This window comes from Bradyrhizobium sp. 35 (assembly GCF_023073215.1).
Lineage (GTDB): Bacteria > Pseudomonadota > Alphaproteobacteria > Rhizobiales > Xanthobacteraceae > Bradyrhizobium > Bradyrhizobium canariense_D.
In genome coordinates this window covers 139,506-156,989 of record NZ_JADPJC010000144.1, presented here as the reverse complement: position 1 = coordinate 156,989, position 17,484 = coordinate 139,506, and the positions used below count along the sequence as shown (strand labels likewise).

Sequence of the window (17,484 nt, the reverse complement as noted above, 5' to 3'; positions counted from 1 at the left end):
TCGATGGTGCGTTGCGCAATGCACGCTCACTCCGTCCGCAACATTCAAGTGACCATCATGACTAACAGCGCAGCGCCGCATTTGCTCCCCGTTTTCGCCAGGTCCGACCTTGGTTTCGAGCGTGGCGAAGGCTGCTGGCTGATCGCGACCAATGGCGAGCGCTATCTCGATTTCACCTCCGGGGTGGCGGTGAATGCGCTCGGCCATGCCCATCCGGCGCTGGTCGCGGCGTTGCAGGAGCAGGCCACCAAGCTCTGGCACATGTCGAATCTGTTCCAGAGCCCGGACGGCGAAAAGCTCGCCGCGCGCCTGTGCAATGAAAGTTTCGCGGATTTCGTGTTCTTCTGCAATTCCGGCGCCGAAGCGCTGGAATGCGTGATCAAGGTCGTGCGCCGTTATCACGCCGCAAAGGGTCATCCCGACCGCTATCGCATGATCACCTTCGAAGGCGCCTTCCATGGCCGCACGCTGGCGACGCTGGCCGCAACGGGATCGGCAAAATATCTCGAAGGTTTCGGCCCTCCGATGGAGGGCTTCGACCAGGTTGCGCATGGCGATCTCGATGCCGTGAAAAAGGCAATCGGTCCGCAGACCGCCGGCATCCTGATCGAGCCGATCCAGGGCGAGGGCGGTGTGCGTTCGGCAACGCCCGCCTTCCTGAGGGCGTTGCGCCAGCTCTGCGACGAGAAGGGTCTGTTGCTCGCCTTCGACGAGGTGCAGACCGGCATGGGCCGCACCGGCGATCTGTTCGCGTACCGCCGCCTTGGCGTCGAACCCGACGTGATGTCGCTGGCCAAGGCGCTCGGCGGCGGCTTCCCGATCGGCGCCTGCCTTGCGACCGCCGAAGCGGCGTCCGGCATGACGCCGGGCTCGCACGGCTCGACCTTCGGGGGCAATCCGCTCGCGATCGCGGCTGCGAACGCCGTGCTCGACGTCATGCTCAAGCCCGGCTTCTTCGACCACGTGCAGAGGATGTCGCTGCTGCTCAAGCAGAAGCTCGCCTCCGTGATCGACCGTCACGGCGATGTCGTCAGCGAAGTGCGCGGCGAGGGCCTCCTGATCGGCATCAAGGCCGTGGTGCCCTCCGGCGATCTCGTTGCAGCCTTGCGCGACCAAAAGCTGCTCACCGTCGGTGCCGGCGACAATGTCGTGCGTTTCCTGCCGCCTTTGATCGTCACCGAAGCCGAGATCGAGGACAGCGTCGGGCGGCTCGAGCGCGCCTGCACCGCGTTGTCCGGCAACAAGCGGGCGGCAAGCTGATGAGCAAGTCGCCCGATAAAACACCGAAGCACTTCCTCGATATCAACGAGCTGCCGCTGTCGGAGCTCAAGCGCATGCTCGCTGCGTCCTCCGCGATGAAGGCGAAGCAGAAGGCGCATCAGCCGGTCAGGCCGCTCGAAGGCAAGACCCTGGCGATGATCTTCGAGCGCCCCTCGACGCGGACGCGGGTGTCTTTCGACGTCGCCATGCGCCAGCTCGGCGGCGAGCCCATCATGCTCACCGGCGCCGAAATGCAGCTCGGCCGCGGCGAGACCATCGCCGACACCGCGCGCGTGCTGTCGCGCTATGTCGACGCCATCATGATCCGCATCCTCAATCACGATGCCCTGCTGGAGCTTGCAGCGAACGCCACCGTGCCCGTCATCAACGGCCTGACGCGCCGCTCGCATCCCTGCCAGGTGATGGCGGACCTCATGACCTACGAGGAACATCGCGGCCCGATCGAGGGCAAGACCGTGGCCTGGACCGGCGACGACAACAACGTGCTCGCCTCCTGGGCGCACGCCGCCGAGCGCTTCAAGTTCCAGCTCAATGTCGCGACGCCTCCGGAACTCGCGCCGAAAAAGGCGATGCGCGACTTCATCAAGGCGACCGGCGCGCCGATCATGCTCGGCACGGATGCCGAAGCCGCCGTGCGCGGCGCCGATTGTGTCGTGACCGACACCTGGGTGTCGATGGGCGACAAGGAAGGCAAGCACCGCCACAACGTGCTCAAGCCCTATCAGGTCAATGCGCAGCTGATGTCGCTTGCCAAGCCGGATGCGCTATTCATGCACTGCCTGCCCGCCCATCGCGGCGAGGAGGTCACCGACGAGGTGATCGACGGTCCACAATCCGTCGTGTTCGACGAGGCCGAAAACCGCCTGCACGCGCAAAAGGGCATTCTGGCCTGGTGCTTCGACGCGGTGAAGTAATCCGGGCCGGTATCCGCCGTGCCGGCGAAGTAGGTCTTCATCGTCGTCCTGGCCTTCGCCAGGACGACACCGAATTTGCCGTGCTTGCGTACGATCCGTGCTGCATTCTGGATGCAGCCCTCACCCCTTCCAATTCCGCCTTCCGACCCCAGATAAAGCGCCATGGTTTCCCAATCCCCTGATATGAAAACCGGGCCTGAAGGCCCGGTTCGCGCGCCATCCGCGGTTCCGATCGATGACGCCGTGCTGCCTTACGAGGTCGACGCGCTCGATGTGCGCGGTCGGCTGGTGCGGCTTGGTCCGGCGCTCGACGAAATCCTGACCAAGCACGATTATCCCGCGCCGGTCGGCAAGCTGCTCGGCGAGGCCATCGTGCTGACCACGCTGCTTGGCTCCTCGCTGAAGTTCGAGGGCCGCTTCATTCTCCAGGCCCAGACCGACGGTCCGGTGTCGTTCCTGGTCGTGGACTATCAGGCGCCGGATCGCCTGCGCGCCTATGCGCGCTACGACGCCGCGCGACTCGGCGAGGCCAAAGATACTGGCACGCATTCCGGCGCGCTGCTGGGCCACGGCCATCTCGCCATGACCATCGACCAAGGCCCCGACATGAGCCGCTACCAGGGCCTGGTCGCGCTCGACGGCGGCAGCCTCGAAGACGCCGCTCACGAATATTTCCTGCGCTCCGAGCAGATCCCGACACGCGTGCGTCTCGCTGTCGGCGAGGAATGGCGTTCGAACGACGGCGGCAAGCATCGCTGGCGTGCTGGCGGCATGCTGATGCAGTTCCTGCCGAAGGCGCCCGAGCGTGCGCGGCAGGCCGATCTGCATCCCGGCGATGCGCCCGAAGGCGTCGAAGTGCACGCCGTCGCTGAAGACGATGCCTGGGTCGAGGCACGCTCGCTGATCGAGACCGTCGAAGACGTTGAGCTGATCGATCCGGAGCTGTCCGGGGAGCGGCTGCTCTACCGCCTGTTCCACGAGCGCGGCGTGCGCGTGTTCAATCCGCTGCCCTTGAAGGCGCAATGCTCCTGCTCGCGCGATGCGGTGGCATCGATGCTAAAGAGCTTTTCGTCTGACGACCGTGCCGCGATGGTCAAGGACGACAAGGTCGTCGTGACCTGCGAGTTCTGCAGCTCGGTGTACGAGTTCACGCCGGATGAAGCAGGCGTGGAAGACGCGTAAGGCGTTAGCCTGCAGGTGCGATAGGGTCGGCCAAAGCGGAGCGCGCCCACCATCTCCTGCCCTAGTTCAACACCCGCTTGTTGTCCGGGCTGTCCAGCGAGAACGTCGGCACGTCAATTTCGAAGCGCTCGCCAGTCGCGCTGACCATCTGGTAGCGGCCGGTCATGAAGCCCGAGGCGGTCGTGAGCGGGACGCCGGAGGTGTATTCGAAGCGTTCGCCGGGCGCGAGCGTCGGCTGCTCGCCGACGACGCCCTCGCCCTTCACCTCCTGCTGCCGGCCCGTGGCGTCGGTGATGATCCAGTGCCGCGTCTTGAGCTGCACGGTCTCGTCGCCGGAATTGGTGATGACGACGGTATAGGCCCAGAAATAACGGGAGCGGTCAGCCGACGACTGCTCCGGAACAAAGTTCGGCTCGACGGTCACTTCGATCTGGCGGGTCACGGCGCGGTACATGATTGCCATCATACCGAAAACCGCCCGGGAACCAAACGCCGGAGACGCCTTGGCGACATCGTCCCGCCAGAATTCGCAGGGAAGTACACGTCCAAATGGGCTTGCAAATGTACTTGCTTGTGATCCGGTCGCTTTGCGAGATGACGGCCGGACCGGTACACTCCTTGCCACGTCGCGATTTGCGGAAGGGTTTTTAGGCCCCCGATGACCATTGCCGACCAAGTGACGGGATCGACGATCGCGGGAACCGCTAAACCTGTGGAGGTCAAGTCCGCGGGAGCGAAGCGGCGCGCGGCCGCGCCGGCCATTTCGCTGCCAGCCATCGGCGAGCGCGAGCTCCGGCTGGACCTATTCCGCGGCCTTGCGCTGTGGCTGATCTTCATCGACCATTTGCCGCCGAGCCTTCTGACCTGGTTCACGATCCGCAATTACGGCTTCAGCGACGCCACCGAGATCTTCATCTTCATCTCCGGCTATACCGCCGCCTTCGTCTACGGTCGGGCGATGCTGGAGTCCGGCATCGTCGTCGCCACCGCGCGCATCCTGCGGCGCGTCTGGCAGATCTATGTCGCCCACGTCTTCCTGTTCACGATCTTCCTTGCCGAAATCTCCTACGTCGCGACCAGGTTCGAGAACCCGCTCTACACCGAAGAGATGGGCATCATGGATTTCCTCAAGCAGCCCGACGTCACGATCGTGCAGGCGCTGCTGCTGCGCTTCCGTCCGGTCAACATGGACGTGCTGCCGCTCTACATCGTGCTGATGCTGGCGCTGCCCTTGATCCTGTGGCTGATGAAGTGGCGCCCCGACGTGACGCTCGGCCTCTCGGTCGCGCTCTACGCGGTGACCTGGGAATACGACCTCTATCTGTCGGCCTATCCGAACGGCTTCTGGGCCTTCAATCCCTTCGCCTGGCAATTGCTGTTCGTGTTCGGGGCATGGTGCGCGCTCGGGGGTGCGCGACGCATGTCGCACATTCTGGCTTCGCGGGTGACGATGTGGATCGCGATCGCCTATCTGGTTGCGGCATTCTACGTGACGCTGACCTGGTATGTGCCGCAGCTCTCCCACTTCATGCCGAAGCGGCTCGAGCAGTGGATGTATCCGATCGACAAGGCCGACCTTGACGTGCTGCGCTTCACGCATTTCCTGGCGCTGGCCGCGCTCACCGTGCGCGTCCTGCCCCGGGACTGGCCGGGCCTGAAATCGCCCTGGCTGCGGCCGCTGATCCTGTGCGGCTCGCATTCCCTGGAGATATTCTGTCTCGGCGTCTTCCTCGCCTTTGCCGGCCATTTCATCCTGGCCGAAGTCTCGGGCGGCCCGGTCATGCATGCGCTAATAAGTCTCTCCGGAATCCTGATCATGTGGGCCATGGCCTGGCTGATTTCGTGGTACAAGCGGGTGGCTGACAAGAGCGGTTCGAAAACCAAAAGCGCCGTCGGCAGCGCCGATATGGCGGGAGGGGGCTGATGAAGGCGAAGGTTTTCCTGAGCCTGATCCTGCTGTGCGGTGGTCTCGCCGCGCCTCCGGCGCGCGCGGACGATGCTGCGCCGGCTGCTTCAGCCGCGCCCGCAGCCTGTGAAGTGCCGTCCTATCTGCTCACCAGCGAAAGCCAGCTTCCCAAGGTCGCCGATGCCGTGAAGGCCGGCAAGCCGCTCGAAATCCTGGTCATCGGCAGTCGCTCGACCACGATTCCGGCTTCCGAGGACGCCTCTTATCCGGCGCGGATGCAGGCCATCCTGAAGGACAAGCTGCCGCCGTCCGAGACTGTGCACGTCTCCGTAGAAATACAGAGCAAGAAAACGGCCGAGGAGGCGGCTGCCAGCTTCGTTAAGCTGATGGAAGCAAAAACGCCTACTTTGGTCATCTGGCAGACCGGGACTGTCGATGCTATCCGAGCCATCGATCCCGATGATTTTCGTGGCGCGGTGACCGAAGGGGTTGTTGCGTTGCAAAAGGCAGGGGCTGACGTCGTCTTGATGAATTTGCAGTACAGTCCGCGTACCGAAACCATGATCTCGGTGCCGCCATACCTCGACAATATGCGGGTGGTGGCGCAGGAGCACGATATTCCGCTGTTCGATCGGTTCGCGATCATGCGGCAGTGGAATGATCAGGGCCAGTTCGACCTATTCAGCCCGTCGCGCGGGCCCGAGTTGGCGAAGCAGGTCCATGATTGCCTTGGCCGGGCGTTGGCACAGTTCCTGATCGACGCTGCCCATCTGGAGCCGGCCCAGCAGCAAAATTGAGGTCTAGCGTTAATGAGTTCTCTCCGCCCTTTTTGCCTGACGGCATGGCTGGCTGTGCCCGCAGCAGCGGTGCTGCTGTTGCTGAGTCCGGCCTCGCAGTCCCACGCGCAGACGCAGGCCGCGCAGGCAACACCGGCCCCGCAGCAGTCGGCTGATCCGGCTCCCGCTTCACCGTCCCAGACCACCGTCGCAGCGACGTCCCCCGACCAGCGCGGCATCACGGCGCGCGCCATCGACAAGGTGAAGCAGGTCGCGAAATCCGCCGGCGACATCTTTAGCCGCGTGCCCTGCCTGTCGCCGAAGGGCGGCTCGAAGGCGATGGGCTCGCTGCCGCATGTCGCGGGCAAGCTCGTCGCCGGCCAGCCCGTCGTCATCGTCGCGTTCGGCTCGTCGTCGACCGCGGGATTCGGCGCGAGCTCGCCGGAGTTCAACTATCCCAATCGCCTTGCCGCGCAGCTGCACCGGCACTATCCGACCGCCGACATCACCGTCATCAATGCCGGCGTCGGCGGCGAGGATGCGCCCGAGATGATGAAGCGTCTCCAGAAAGAGGTGATCGACGTGCATCCGGATCTGGTGATCTGGCAGGTCGGCACCAATGCCGTGCTGCGCAATCTCGATCCTGGCGAGACCGCCAAACTGGTCGAGGACGGCATCGCTCGCATCCAGGCCACCGGCGGCACCGACATCGTGCTGGTCGATCCGCAATATTCGCCCGCCGTCAACCAGCGCGCCGAGAGCGCCGGCAAGATGGTGAAGCTGCTCGGCAAGGTCGCCGAGCTCCGTCACGTCGGCATCTTCCCGCGCTTCGAGGTGATGCGCGACTGGCACGAGAAGCAATCGCTTCCGGTCGAGAGTTTCGTGATCGCCGACGGACTGCACATGAACGATTGGGGCTATGCCTGCTTCGCCCAGCTCCTCGGCGACGACATCATTCGCTCCGTCGGCCAGATCAAGCTCGGCGTGAACGTGCCCGCGGACGTGCGGACGTACCGGCCAATGTGACTTGTCGTCCCGGCCCCCATGCGCAATTGCGCACTAGGCCGGGACGACAATAACTCACGCCTTCTCCAGCGCCGCGGTCAGATCCTCGATCAGATCGTCCGCGTGCTCGAGGCCTGCCGAGAAGCGGATGAATCCTTCGCTGATGCCGAGCGCGGCGCGGTCCTCCGGCTTCAAACGCTGATGCGTCGTGGTCGCGGGATGGGTGACGAGGCTCTTGGCGTCGCCGAGATTGTTCGAGATCTTGGCGAGCTTGAGCTCGTTGAGCACGCGGAACGCCGCCTGCTTGCCGCCCTTGACCTCGAGGCCGACCAGCGTCGAGCCGCCGCGCATCTGCTTCTTCACCAATGCAGCCTGCGGATGATCGGCGCGGCCGGGAAACACCAGCCGCGAAATCTTCGGATGGCTCGCCAGCACGTCCGCGATGCGCGCCGCCGTCTCGGTCTGCGCGCGCACGCGCACGGCGAGCGTCTCCAGCCCCTTGAGCAGGACCCAGGCGTTGAACGGCGAGATCGACGGGCCGGTCTGGCGCATGAAATTGTGGATGTGCTCGGCGATGAACGCTTCCGAGGACAGGATGATGCCGCCGAGACAGCGGCCCTGGCCGTCGATGTGCTTGGTCGCGGAATAGACCACGACGTCGGCGCCGAGCGCGAGCGGGCTCTGCCAGATCGGGGTGGCGAACACGTTGTCGACGACGAGCCGCGCGCCGCCACTATGCGCGATCTCGGCAATGCCGGGAATGTCGAGCACGTCGAGCGTCGGATTGGTCGGGCTCTCCAGGAAGAACGTCTTGGTGTTCGGCTTCATGGCGCGCTGCCACTGGTCGAGATCGAGGCCGTCGACCAGCGTGGTCTCGATGCCGTAGCGCGGCAGTAAATCCTGCACGACGTAGAGACACGAGCCGAACAGCGCGCGCGAGGCCACGACGTGATCGCCGGCCTTGAGCGGCGCCAGGATCGCGGTCGTCACCGCGGCCATGCCGGTCGCGGCCGAACGTGCCGCTTCGGCGCCTTCGAGCTCGATCATGCGGCGCTCGAACATCGAGATGGTCGGATTGGAGTAGCGTGAATAGATGAAGCCGGGGTCCTCGCCCTTGAACCGCGCCTCGCACTCCTCAGCGCTGTTGTAGACGTAGCCCTGGGTCAGGAACAGCGACTCCGACGTCTCGCCATATTGCGAGCGTAAGGTGCCGGAATGAACCAGGCGAGTTTCGGGACGGTAGTGGGCGGTTGGCGCCGGGGACTTCGACATAGGACCTCCTGAAGTGACCATCGAGAATGGTCACAAAAAAACCGGCCTGGAATATCTCCACGGGCCGGGATCACAGAGGTCCCCGGCCTGTTTAGCGACTTATTTAACGTGGCTGCAAGCCGGCCGGCTCAAATCACCACGGGATAAGTCATGCTCATATTCCGCAATGCCCTTTCCGTCAAGACGTCCATCGGATAGCCGTAAAACGCTCATATTTCCCGCATGTCGGGATGTGTTTGATCCCTGATGAGGACCCCGGGTTGACGTTCACGGTCGCCGCCGACGCCAATGGTATCCTGCCCGACCGCATGATCGCGGCGATGGCGGAGGGCGGTCTCATCCTGCCCGCTTACGACTTCGTCGAAAGCCAGATCCAGCCGGCGAGCCTCGATTTGCGTCTTGGCGATATCGCCTATCGCGTTCGCGCCAGCTTCCTGCCCGGTCCCGGCGCCACGGTCGCCGAGCGCATCGACGAGTTGAAGCTGCACGAGTTCAGCCTCGCCGACGGCGCGGTGCTGGAGACCAACTGCGTCTACATCGTGCCGCTGCTTGAAAGCCTCGCGCTGCCGCCGGAAATCGTCGCGGCCGCCAACCCGAAGAGCTCGACCGGCCGGCTCGACGTCTTCACCCGCGTGATCGCCGACGGCACCCGCCGCTTCGACATGATCGGTGCCGGCTATCACGGCCCGCTCTATGCCGAGATCAGCCCGAAGACGTTTCCGGTGCTGGTCAGCGAGGGCTCGCGCCTGAGCCAGGTGCGCTTCCGCACCGGCGATGCCATCCTCAACATCGACGACCTCGAGGCGCTGCACGCGACCGAGCGTCTCGTCGATATCGACGATGCCGACCTCACCGGCGGCGTCGCCGTCTCTGTTGATCTCTCCGGCGAGAAGAGCGGCGGCTTCGTCGGCTACCGCGCCAAGCGCCACACCGGCGTCATCGACGTCGATCGCCGCGCCGGCTATTCCGTCGAGGACTTCTGGGAGCCGATCTCGGCCCGTCCCGACGGCAGCCTGATCCTCGATCCCGGCGAGTTCTATATCCTCGCGTCGAAAGAGGCGGTGCAGGTGCCGCCCGATTACGCCGCGGAGATGGTGCCGTTCGATCCGCTGGTCGGCGAGTTCCGCGTGCATTATGCCGGATTCTTCGATCCCGGCTTCGGCTATGCCGGCGCCGGCGGGCTAGGCTCGCGCGCCGTGCTCGAAGTGCGCTCGCGCGAGGTGCCGTTCATCCTCGAGCACGGCCAGATCGTCGGCCGCCTCGTCTACGAGAAGATGCTGGCCCGCCCCGACGCGATGTACGGCCAGCGCATCGGCTCGAACTACCAGGCGCAGGGCCTGAAGCTGAGCAAGCATTTCCGGGTGTAGGGATAGCCTCACCTTCCGCTGTCATGCCTCGGCTTGACCGGGGCATCCAGTACGCCGTAGCCTATTGGTTCGATCACATCCGCCTCTGGAATACTGGATCGCCCGATCAAGTCGGGCGATGACACCGAATCTGTGTCAAGATGGGAAGTGAATCCGGGCTACGTCCGAGGTGGCGAAATGACAGATCAATCCGAACTCGACGCAAGAATCCTCGACGACGTCGCCGACGCGCTGATCTATTCGGATCGCTCCGGCACGATCATGCGCTGGAACCGCGCATCGTCCGCACTGTTCGGCTTCTCGGCGGACGAAGCGCTGGGCCAGAATCTCGACCTGATCATTCCCGAACATCTGCGCGCCGCGCACTGGAAAGGTTTTGAGGCCGCGCTTGCCAGCGGCGCGATGAAGCTTGCGGGCAAGCCGACACTGACCCGCGCGCTGCACAAGGACGGACGCAAGCTCTACATCGAGATGACCTTTGCGCTGGTGCGGGACGCCGCTGGAGTGGTGCAGGGATCGGTGGCGATGGCACGCGACGTCACCGAGCGCGTCGAGCGCGAGCGTGCCGCCAAAGCCTCGCAAACTAAGCCTGCGCAAAATTCGTGATGCGGAATTGGCGCGCCGGCGTGCAGGGCTCCCTGCGTGCGGCTCAGCTTGTCCGTCACCGGATGCAGTGACACACTCGATCAGAACAACGATCGGGAGCGAACATGACCGCACCAGACCCCGCGCAGGAAGCTCAATGGAAACGCTGGCGCGCGGTTGCCGATCTCTATCACGCCTACTTCACCGGTCTGATCCTCACCGTGGTCACGCGTCGCGGCACGGCAGATGCTGCGGAGTTCGTCTTTCGCGTGTTCCGCCGCCAGCAGCAGGAGCGCTTCCTGCCGGGGCTGGAGAAGCTCGGGCTGAGCCATCTGCCGCCCGCCGTGGCAGCCGCGCAATATCACTATCTCTCGAACTGGATCGGCGGCGTGCACGTCGAATACATGTATGAGAGCGACCGCAAAGCCTGGATCCGCTATCCGCCGCCGCGCTGGATCTGGAAAGGCACTGCCATCTGCGGCGTGCCGGGCGAAGTCTCGCGCGCGATGCTGCGCGGCTGGCACGCCAACAACGGCGTGGCGCTCGGCGATACCAGATTGGGGTTCGTCTGCACCAAGCAGAGCGTCGACGGCCAGGACGGGCTCGAAGGCTACTATTATCAATATGACCAGCCCCTCGAGCTCGACCAGCGCCTCGTGTTCGCGCGGCACCTCGAAGCCCCGCTGTTCGATGCAGCCGCGGCTCCGGCGTTGCCGGTCGCAAGCTGGCCAAGGCCGAGACTGGAAAAAGCCTATCGCAACTATGCGATGGAATATGTGCGCACCGCCGCGCCCGTGATGGTGCAGCTGTTCGGTCCGGAGGATGCGGGCTATCTCCTGCACCTCACGGGCAAGCTGATCGGGATGCAATATTTCGATGAGGTCGCTGCGGCGCTGTCGATGGGCCGCGGCGGTGCGAGCGAATTCGCGACGTTCCTCAACGCGCTGTTTGTCGCGCAGGACGATGCGGCTGAGACGACGCAATCCGAGGGCACGTTCGAAATCCGTCAGCAGAGCTGGAGGTTGATGGAAGACGGCGCCGATAACCACTCCGCTTGCGCCAAGGTGCTGGCGGGGTTGTTCGAGGGGCTTGCGGCCGGGTGCGGCCGGCACATCGGCGTGCACCTGTCCCCGACACCGAGCGGTCGTCCGCCATTGCTCTGGACGATTGGGTAGACGACGGCGTCACCGCGCTGCCGCAGGGCACGCCTGCACCTAGCGCAGGAGGAATCGCTGCGCGTCGTGCTAACAAGCCTCTTGTTGCGCCCTGCGCGAACCAATTCATTGGCACACCCAAGCATTGCTGCGCCGGAAATGGCGCTTTGCCCGGAGAGGACATGTCAGACATCGCCGAAATCCCGGTCGATGAACAAGAGCGTCCGCTGCCGCCGCCTCCGCGCCCCGTGAGGAGCGCGCTGATGGACGGGCCGATCCTGCGCACGCTGCTCGGGCTGGCCTGGCCCAACGTGGTCGCGCTCTCAGCCGGCACCTGCACCGTGATTGCGGAGACCTCCTATATCGGACGGCTCGGCGTGGAAGCGCTGGCCGCGATGGCGCTGGTGTTTCCGACAGTGATCCTGACCATGACCATGTCAGGCGGTGCGATGGGCGGCGCGGTGGCCTCCGCCATCGCGCGCGCGCTCGGCGCGGGCGATCGCGAGCGTGCCGGGACGCTCGCCGCGCACGCGCTGCTGATCGGCATCAGCTTCGGCCTCGTCTTCATGCTGGGCATGCTGATCTTCGGGCCCAAGGTGCTTGAGATGCTCGGCGGCCGCGGCGACGTGCTGACGCATGCGATCGCCTACACCCAGGTGTTTTTCGGCGGCGCCGTGCTGCCCTGGCTGCTCAACACCATGGCCGGCGTCCTGCGCGGCACCGGCAACATGAAGCTGCCGTCGCTGTTGATCCTCAATTCCGCGGCCTGGCAGATCGTGCTCGGTGGCACGCTTGGCCTCGGCCTCGGTCCGGTGCCGCAATTCGGCATGCGCGGGGTCGCCGCCGGCGCGCTGATTGCCTATTGCATGAATATCGGCGTGATGGGCTGGTACCTGTTCTCCGGCCGCGCCCGCGTGACGCCGAAGCTGCGCGGACTTCGCATCCAATGGGCGATGTTTTTCGACATCCTCAAAGTGGGCGCCATCGCCTGCTTCTCGCCGCTGCAATCGGTGCTGACGATCTCGATCTTCACTCACATGCTTGCGAAATTCGGCACCGCGATCCTGGCCGGCTACGGCATCGGTGCGCGGCTGGAATTCCTGCTGACCTCGATCGCGTTCTCGTTCGGCATCGCCTCGGTGCCGATGATCGGCATGGCGGTCGGCGCCGGCCGCATCGCCCGCGCCCGGCGCATCGCCTGGATCGCAGCGGCGAGCGCCTTCGTCGCCGTCGGTGCACCGGCGTGCCTGGTCGCGGCCTTCCCCGATCTCTGGGTGAACATCTTCACGGACAGCGCGACCGTGCGCGCCACCAGCCACCAATATTTGTCGACAGTGGCGCCGTTCTACGCCTTCATCGGCCTCGCCTCGACGATGTATTTCTCGTCGCAGGGCGCTGCGAAGGTGATCGGCCCGGTGCTGGCGCAGACCGCGCGGCTGATCTACATCTCGGCTGTCGGCTGGTGGCTGTCGACGCATGATGCCACCGCGCAAAGCTTCTTCTGGCTGGCGGCGAGCTCGATGGTCGTGCTCGGCCTGCTCTCGTGCTCCAGCGTGGTGCTGACACGCTGGGGACCGCGCCAAACCAAACCTGCGATCAGGCCGGCTCTGTCGGCCGCCGCGGACTAGCGGTGCCTGTGGCGGCGATGGCCGCCACCACCGCCGACATTGGCAAGCCGCATCAGTTGCGGAATCATCGCCATCATGTCGCCGCCACCGGCGCCGCCGAGCATGCCCATGATATCGCCGCCGCCGATGCCGCCCATTCCGGCCGGCATGGTGCCGCCTCCACCCATCGGCGCGTAGCCGCCGTAATTGGGCGCGCCGAAACCGCCGCCGAGGTTGCCGGCGCCGAGGCCGCCAATGCCACCGCCGCCCATCATGCCAAGACCACCACCGCCATTCTCCATCATGCGGCTCATCATCGGGCCCATGGTCTGCATCATCATGCCGAAGCGGCGCTTGCCCATCTTGGCCTTCATCATCTCGAGCATCGGCGCCATCTGGGTCATTATGTCCTCGCCGCCGGCACCGCCGCCGCCGAAGAACTGCGCCTTTGCCGGCGCGCTCGAAATCGAAAACATCAGCAGCACGGCGGCCGCCTGGCAGATCACCTTGTCCGCACCTCTCATGGCCTGCTCCTCGCGTGCGTGGCGCCGCCGGGAGAGCGGAGCCAACCGGACGCACGGCGCCATCGTTATTGCGGACGAGGGCTGGGCTCTGTGAGAAAGATCACGCAGCTGCGGCCGGAAACGCGCGGTGTATGGCGGCGACGGCGTCCTTGGTCTGTCCCTGCACATAGGGCGCGAGCTCGTTCGGCAGCATGTCGATGATCCAGACCAGGCGGCATCTCGCCTCGCCCTCGGCGATCACCTGCACCGAGGCGCTGTAATGCTTCAGCCGCTCGTTGTTGATCGCGTAGACCAGCCGCTGCCGCGCATCGTCGCAATCGACCAGCACCTCGCGCGCCACCGATCCGTTGGCGAAGGTGACGATGCGCGTGTCGCCGTCGAGCGTGCAGGCCGTGACGAAGCCCGGCGCCAACCGCCGATGCAGCGCGCCGAAATCGCGCACGGCATCCCAGACGTCGCGCGCTGGGGCGTTGAGGGGAATGTCGTTGTGGATGGAGGCCATGATGCAATCCTGGTTGAGTTCCTTGATGTAGAGAAGCGAGCGATAGCGCCGTCATCCCAGCTGTCATCGCCCGACTCCATCGGGCGATCCAGTATTCCAGAGGCCGCTGTGATTGAATCGAGGAGCTGCGGCGTACTGGATACCCCGGTCAAGCCGGGGGATGACAGCGTGTGTGTGTGGTGAGGGCTGCCGCGTTCACACACAGACCGCCTCAACATTGTTGCCATCGGGATCGATCAAAAACGACGCGTAGTAAGTCGGGCTGTAATCCTTGCGCGGGCCGGCGCCGCCATTGTCGCGGCCACCGCTCTTCAAGCCCTCGCTGTGGAATGCCTTGACCGCGTCATGATCCCCCGCGCGAAACGCGATGTGCACGCCATCGGCTTTGCGCCCCTTGTTCAGGTGCAGCCACAGCGCCGGCTCGCCCTTCGGCCCGAAGCCGGCATAACCATCGCCACTCGAGCACACGACATAACCGAGCGGCGCCAGCACCGCGGTGTAGAAGCGCGTGGCGGCGTCGAGGTCGGCAACGCGCAATCCGATATGGTCGTACATGGTCGTCTCCATTGCCAAAGCGCGCCACAATCGGCGCGCGCCGGAGACGAACCTAGTCAGTTGAGGGCAAGCTGCTCTTGGAGAATCTTGCGCTCTCCCTTCGAAGCCTGGCGGAACTTGGTCGGCGATACACCAGCGGCGCGGTGGAAGGTGCGGACGAAGTTGGAGAGATCGCCGAAGCCGACGTCGTAGGCGATGTCGGTGACTGCGATGTCGTCGTCAGTCAGCAGCCGCGCCGCATGCCGCAGCCGCGAGCGCACCAGATATTGATGCGGAGTGACGCCGAGCACGGCGGAGAACAGCCGCAGGAAGTGGAAGGGGCTGAGGCCTGCCTGCCGTGCCGCCTGTTCGAGGTCGACCTCGGCATGCGAGTTGGCGTCGATCCAGAGCGCGGCTTCCACGGCGCGGCGGCGATCACGCGCCGTCGGTGTCGTCGGCTTGCGCGCCTTGCCCGACACGACATCGACGAAACGACCGGTGAGGATCTGCCCGACCTCGTCGAGACCGAGGTCGCTGTTGCCATCTGCCGCCGTCTGGGCGAGCTCGCCCAGCACCATCAGCTCGGGCAACGGTGGCGTCGCGCCGACCTGCCAGACGTCGCTCCGGCCGCCGAGCGCGTCGACCAGATCCTCGCTGAGGAAAAAGGACAGGCAGACGTCGCCGGCGACGTGCTCATGTGTGCAGGTGTATTCCTCGCCTGGCGCGCCGACCAGCATCGAGCCCGCCACCAGCTCGAAGAAGCCGGCGCGGCAATGACAGCCAAAGCTGCCGGCGCGGACATAGGCGATGGAATGGCCGGTGCGGCACTCCGCAAACGGGCTGTCGTCCGGTCCCGCGTCGCAGCGAAACTCGGAGACGGTCATCGAGGGGGTGGTCAGCAGCGTTGTTGCATCCATCCTCCCTATCTAGGTGGAGGGTCTCGGTGGGGCAACGGGCAGCAGGACGTCGAACAGCGTCTTGCTGGCGATCGGATGGGTGCCCTCCAGCGACAGCAGCCGCCGCTTGGAGATTACGCCGCCATAGGGCGAGAGCCGGTCGGTGTAATTGCCGGCCTCCAGCACCCGGTGGCAGGGCACGATCAGCATGTAGGGATTTTTCGCGATCGCCTGTGCCACCGAATGCGCGGCGCCGGAGGCGCCCAGCGCCTTGGCGATCTCGTGATAGGTGCGCGTCTCCCCGCGCGGGATGGCGCAGGCCGCCTCGTAGACCCGCCGGTTGAAGCCGGGCACCCCGCTCGCGTCCAGGCTGACCTCGGAAAAATCAGCATCGCTGCCCTGCAGCAAGCTCACGATGCCCTCGATCGCGAACTCGGCGTTCGCGGAAGGCCGCTGCTCGCGTGCCTCGGGATGGATCTGGAAAATCCGGCGGCGGGTGTCGATCTCCCGCGCCTCCGGCAACTGCACGGCGACGACCCCGGTGCTGCTCCAGATGATGCCGCAGCGCCCTATGGTCGTGTCGAATATCGCGTAGCCATGCCCCACCATACACACGCCCCCACGCAACGTACGCTCTCCCCAGACCGCGACCATAACACCGCCACAATCCGCCGCACCCAAAATCGTACCGGAAACTTAAGAAGGGGCGGGCGGGCTGCGCCAAAGCGCTTGGCGAGATGCGCCGTCTCGGCTAATCAGAGCGGGCGCAAGCTGCGCATCCGCGGGCGTAGTTCAATGGTAGAACGGCAGCTTCCCAAGCTGCATACGAGGGTTCGATTCCCTTCGCCCGCTCCATCCTTTAGTTCGGCAGGCTCCGCAGAAATTCCACGATCGCCGCGTTCACCTCCGCCGGCCGTTCCTGCTGCGTCCAGTGTCCGCACCCCGGTAGCATCTTGATCTCGCGTAATTGCGGCACCCATTGCTTCATGTTGGCAACGTGCTCGGCGGCGCCAGGGAAGGCCATGACCATGTCGTAGTCGCCGGCGATGAAGAGCGAGGGCACGACCACCTTGACGCCCTCGAAGGCGCCCTTCAGCTCCCAGTTGCGATCGATGTTGCGATAGTAGTTGAGCGGTCCGCGAAACCCACTATGGGCAAATTCGGCGCCGTAATAGTCGAGGTCCGCGCTGCTCAGCCACGACGGCAGCGGCACCTGCACCTTCGGCAGCATGCCGTCCTTGCGAGAGACCATGCCGACACCGGCGGTCCGCCCTTGACGCTCGGCATTGGCGCGGATCACCGCCGCGCCTTCGCCGGAACCGCCATAGAGCATCGCGCCGAGCGTTGCGCGCGTATCCCTTTCGAATTCTGCTTCGGCGACACCCGGCTCCTGGAAATACAGTTGATAGAACTGCGCATCCGCCGTCTGTGGCATTACGCTCGTCGGCCGCACCGGACTGCGTGGTCGATAGGGCACGCTAAGAATGGCGGCGGCGCGGAAGCGGTCGGGCCGCAGGCGCGCCGTGTGCCAGGCGATCGTCGCGCCCCAGTCGTGCCCGACGATGACGGCGTCCTTCGCCTCGAAAGCGTCGAGCACGCCGACGAGGTCGCCGACCATGTGGAGGATCGTGTACTGGTCGATCGCTTCGGGCCGGTCGCTCTTGCCGTAGCCGCGCATGTCAGGGGCGACCGCGTGGAAACCGGCTGCCCCCAGCGCCTCGAGTTGGTGACGCCAGGAGTACCAACCTTCCGGAAAGCCGTGGCAGAGCAGCACCATCGGCCCCTTGCCCTGCTCGGCGACGTTGAGGCTGATGCCGTTGGCCTTGATCGTCCGCTGCGTCGGTTCGCCCATGTCGCCGCCTCCCGGTCATCGTCGTTGGGTCTATCCTAGTCGGCCCTATAGGCTCCGCAAAGTTTCTAATATATTGGCCCCTCGCTTCCGGCACGCACGCATCGCCCAGCTTAAGCTTCTCGCGGCC

General features: G+C 65.0%; 18 protein-coding genes, 1 tRNA gene and 1 riboswitch. Of the genes, 11 read left to right on the top strand and 8 right to left on the bottom strand.

Annotated features, from left to right (window positions below; all coding sequences use genetic code 11):
• Window positions 1-57: 57 nt before the first annotated feature.
• The 3 genes from IVB36_RS29475 to IVB36_RS29465 all read left to right on the top strand — a co-directional run bounded on the left by IVB36_RS29475 (window position 58) and on the right by IVB36_RS29465 (window position 3,377).
• A complete protein-coding gene (locus tag IVB36_RS29475) occupies window positions 58-1,260 on the top strand; it encodes an aspartate aminotransferase family protein (protein ID WP_026233078.1) in 1,203 nt (400 codons plus the stop codon).
• Window positions 1,260-2,195 carry an ornithine carbamoyltransferase gene (gene argF / locus IVB36_RS29470; RefSeq protein ID WP_018456070.1) on the top strand — a complete coding sequence of 312 codons (936 nt, stop codon included), beginning with the start codon at window positions 1,260-1,262 and terminating at the stop codon, window positions 2,193-2,195. The genes IVB36_RS29475 and argF overlap by 1 nt, the downstream gene beginning before the upstream one ends.
• A 162-nt stretch (window positions 2,196-2,357) precedes the next feature.
• The gene (locus tag IVB36_RS29465; protein WP_026233079.1) at window positions 2,358-3,377 is read left to right on the top strand and encodes an Hsp33 family molecular chaperone; all 1,020 of its coding nucleotides are present in this window, start codon (window positions 2,358-2,360) and stop codon (window positions 3,375-3,377) included.
• A gap of 61 nt (window positions 3,378-3,438) precedes the next feature.
• On the opposite strand, the gene apaG is transcribed toward IVB36_RS29465, so the two are convergent.
• On the bottom strand, window positions 3,439-3,831 hold the full coding sequence (apaG, locus tag IVB36_RS29460) for a Co2+/Mg2+ efflux protein ApaG (protein ID WP_026233080.1): 393 nt from the start codon (window positions 3,829-3,831) through the stop codon (window positions 3,439-3,441).
• A 204-nt stretch (window positions 3,832-4,035) separates the two neighbouring features.
• Here apaG and IVB36_RS29455 point away from each other — a divergent pair, with 204 nt between their 5' ends.
• From IVB36_RS29455 to IVB36_RS29445, 3 genes are read left to right on the top strand one after another with little or no spacing between them, the layout of a single operon-like run.
• Window positions 4,036-5,301, top strand: coding sequence for an OpgC domain-containing protein (locus tag IVB36_RS29455; RefSeq protein WP_085349686.1), 1,266 nt, complete (start codon window positions 4,036-4,038; stop codon window positions 5,299-5,301).
• A complete protein-coding gene (locus tag IVB36_RS29450) occupies window positions 5,301-6,080 on the top strand; it encodes a lipolytic enzyme (RefSeq protein ID WP_018456073.1) in 780 nt (259 codons plus the stop codon). The genes IVB36_RS29455 and IVB36_RS29450 overlap by 1 nt, the downstream gene beginning before the upstream one ends.
• A 12-nt stretch (window positions 6,081-6,092) precedes the next feature.
• Window positions 6,093-7,085, top strand: a complete 993-nt coding sequence (locus tag IVB36_RS29445; RefSeq protein WP_247394015.1) for an SGNH/GDSL hydrolase family protein — start codon at window positions 6,093-6,095, stop codon at window positions 7,083-7,085.
• Between the two features lie 54 nt (window positions 7,086-7,139).
• Here the strand turns inward: IVB36_RS29445 and IVB36_RS29440 are convergent, their stop codons facing one another.
• A complete protein-coding gene (locus IVB36_RS29440; RefSeq protein ID WP_007615678.1) occupies window positions 7,140-8,336 on the bottom strand; it encodes an O-succinylhomoserine sulfhydrylase in 1,197 nt (398 codons plus the stop codon).
• Between the two features lie 70 nt (window positions 8,337-8,406).
• Window positions 8,407-8,486: riboswitch (SAM riboswitch) on the bottom strand.
• Window positions 8,487-8,596: 110 nt separating this feature from the next.
• Here IVB36_RS29440 and IVB36_RS29435 point away from each other — a divergent pair.
• From IVB36_RS29435 to IVB36_RS29420, 4 genes are all read left to right on the top strand, one after another.
• Complete coding sequence (locus IVB36_RS29435) at window positions 8,597-9,703, top strand: 2'-deoxycytidine 5'-triphosphate deaminase (RefSeq protein WP_247295970.1); 1,107 nt, start codon at window positions 8,597-8,599, stop codon at window positions 9,701-9,703.
• 177 nt (window positions 9,704-9,880) lie between these two features.
• On the top strand, window positions 9,881-10,309 hold the full coding sequence (locus IVB36_RS29430) for a PAS domain S-box protein (RefSeq protein ID WP_018456077.1): 429 nt from the start codon (window positions 9,881-9,883) through the stop codon (window positions 10,307-10,309).
• Between the two features lie 104 nt (window positions 10,310-10,413).
• Window positions 10,414-11,463, top strand: coding sequence for a hypothetical protein (locus IVB36_RS29425; protein WP_204513160.1), 1,050 nt, complete (start codon window positions 10,414-10,416; stop codon window positions 11,461-11,463).
• Window positions 11,464-11,624: 161 nt separating this feature from the next.
• On the top strand, window positions 11,625-13,070 hold the full coding sequence (locus tag IVB36_RS29420; protein ID WP_085349691.1) for an MATE family efflux transporter: 1,446 nt from the start codon (window positions 11,625-11,627) through the stop codon (window positions 13,068-13,070).
• Here the strand turns inward: IVB36_RS29420 and IVB36_RS29415 are convergent.
• From IVB36_RS29415 to IVB36_RS29395, 5 genes are all read right to left on the bottom strand, one after another.
• Window positions 13,067-13,573 carry a hypothetical protein gene (locus tag IVB36_RS29415; RefSeq protein WP_026233082.1) on the bottom strand — a complete coding sequence of 169 codons (507 nt, stop codon included), beginning with the start codon at window positions 13,571-13,573 and terminating at the stop codon, window positions 13,067-13,069. The two genes, IVB36_RS29420 and IVB36_RS29415, sit on opposite strands and share 4 nt — an antisense overlap.
• A gap of 100 nt (window positions 13,574-13,673) precedes the next feature.
• Window positions 13,674-14,075 (bottom strand): SRPBCC family protein, encoded by a 402-nt coding sequence (locus IVB36_RS29410; RefSeq protein ID WP_018456081.1) that lies wholly within the window; start codon window positions 14,073-14,075, stop codon window positions 13,674-13,676.
• A 195-nt stretch (window positions 14,076-14,270) separates the two neighbouring features.
• The gene (locus tag IVB36_RS29405; RefSeq protein WP_026233083.1) at window positions 14,271-14,630 is read right to left on the bottom strand and encodes a VOC family protein; all 360 of its coding nucleotides are present in this window, start codon (window positions 14,628-14,630) and stop codon (window positions 14,271-14,273) included.
• Between the two features lie 56 nt (window positions 14,631-14,686).
• Window positions 14,687-15,526 (bottom strand): AraC family transcriptional regulator, encoded by an 840-nt coding sequence (locus IVB36_RS29400; RefSeq protein ID WP_018456083.1) that lies wholly within the window; start codon window positions 15,524-15,526, stop codon window positions 14,687-14,689.
• A gap of 9 nt (window positions 15,527-15,535) precedes the next feature.
• The gene (locus IVB36_RS29395) at window positions 15,536-16,114 is read right to left on the bottom strand and encodes a methylated-DNA--[protein]-cysteine S-methyltransferase (protein WP_018456084.1); all 579 of its coding nucleotides are present in this window, start codon (window positions 16,112-16,114) and stop codon (window positions 15,536-15,538) included.
• A gap of 172 nt (window positions 16,115-16,286) precedes the next feature.
• Here IVB36_RS29395 and IVB36_RS29390 point away from each other — a divergent pair.
• A tRNA-Gly gene (locus IVB36_RS29390) sits at window positions 16,287-16,360 on the top strand.
• 4 nt (window positions 16,361-16,364) lie between these two features.
• On the opposite strand, the gene IVB36_RS29385 is transcribed toward IVB36_RS29390, so the two are convergent.
• Window positions 16,365-17,357 carry an alpha/beta hydrolase gene (locus IVB36_RS29385; protein WP_247394012.1) on the bottom strand — a complete coding sequence of 331 codons (993 nt, stop codon included), beginning with the start codon at window positions 17,355-17,357 and terminating at the stop codon, window positions 16,365-16,367.
• Between the last annotated feature and the right edge of the window lie 127 nt (window positions 17,358-17,484).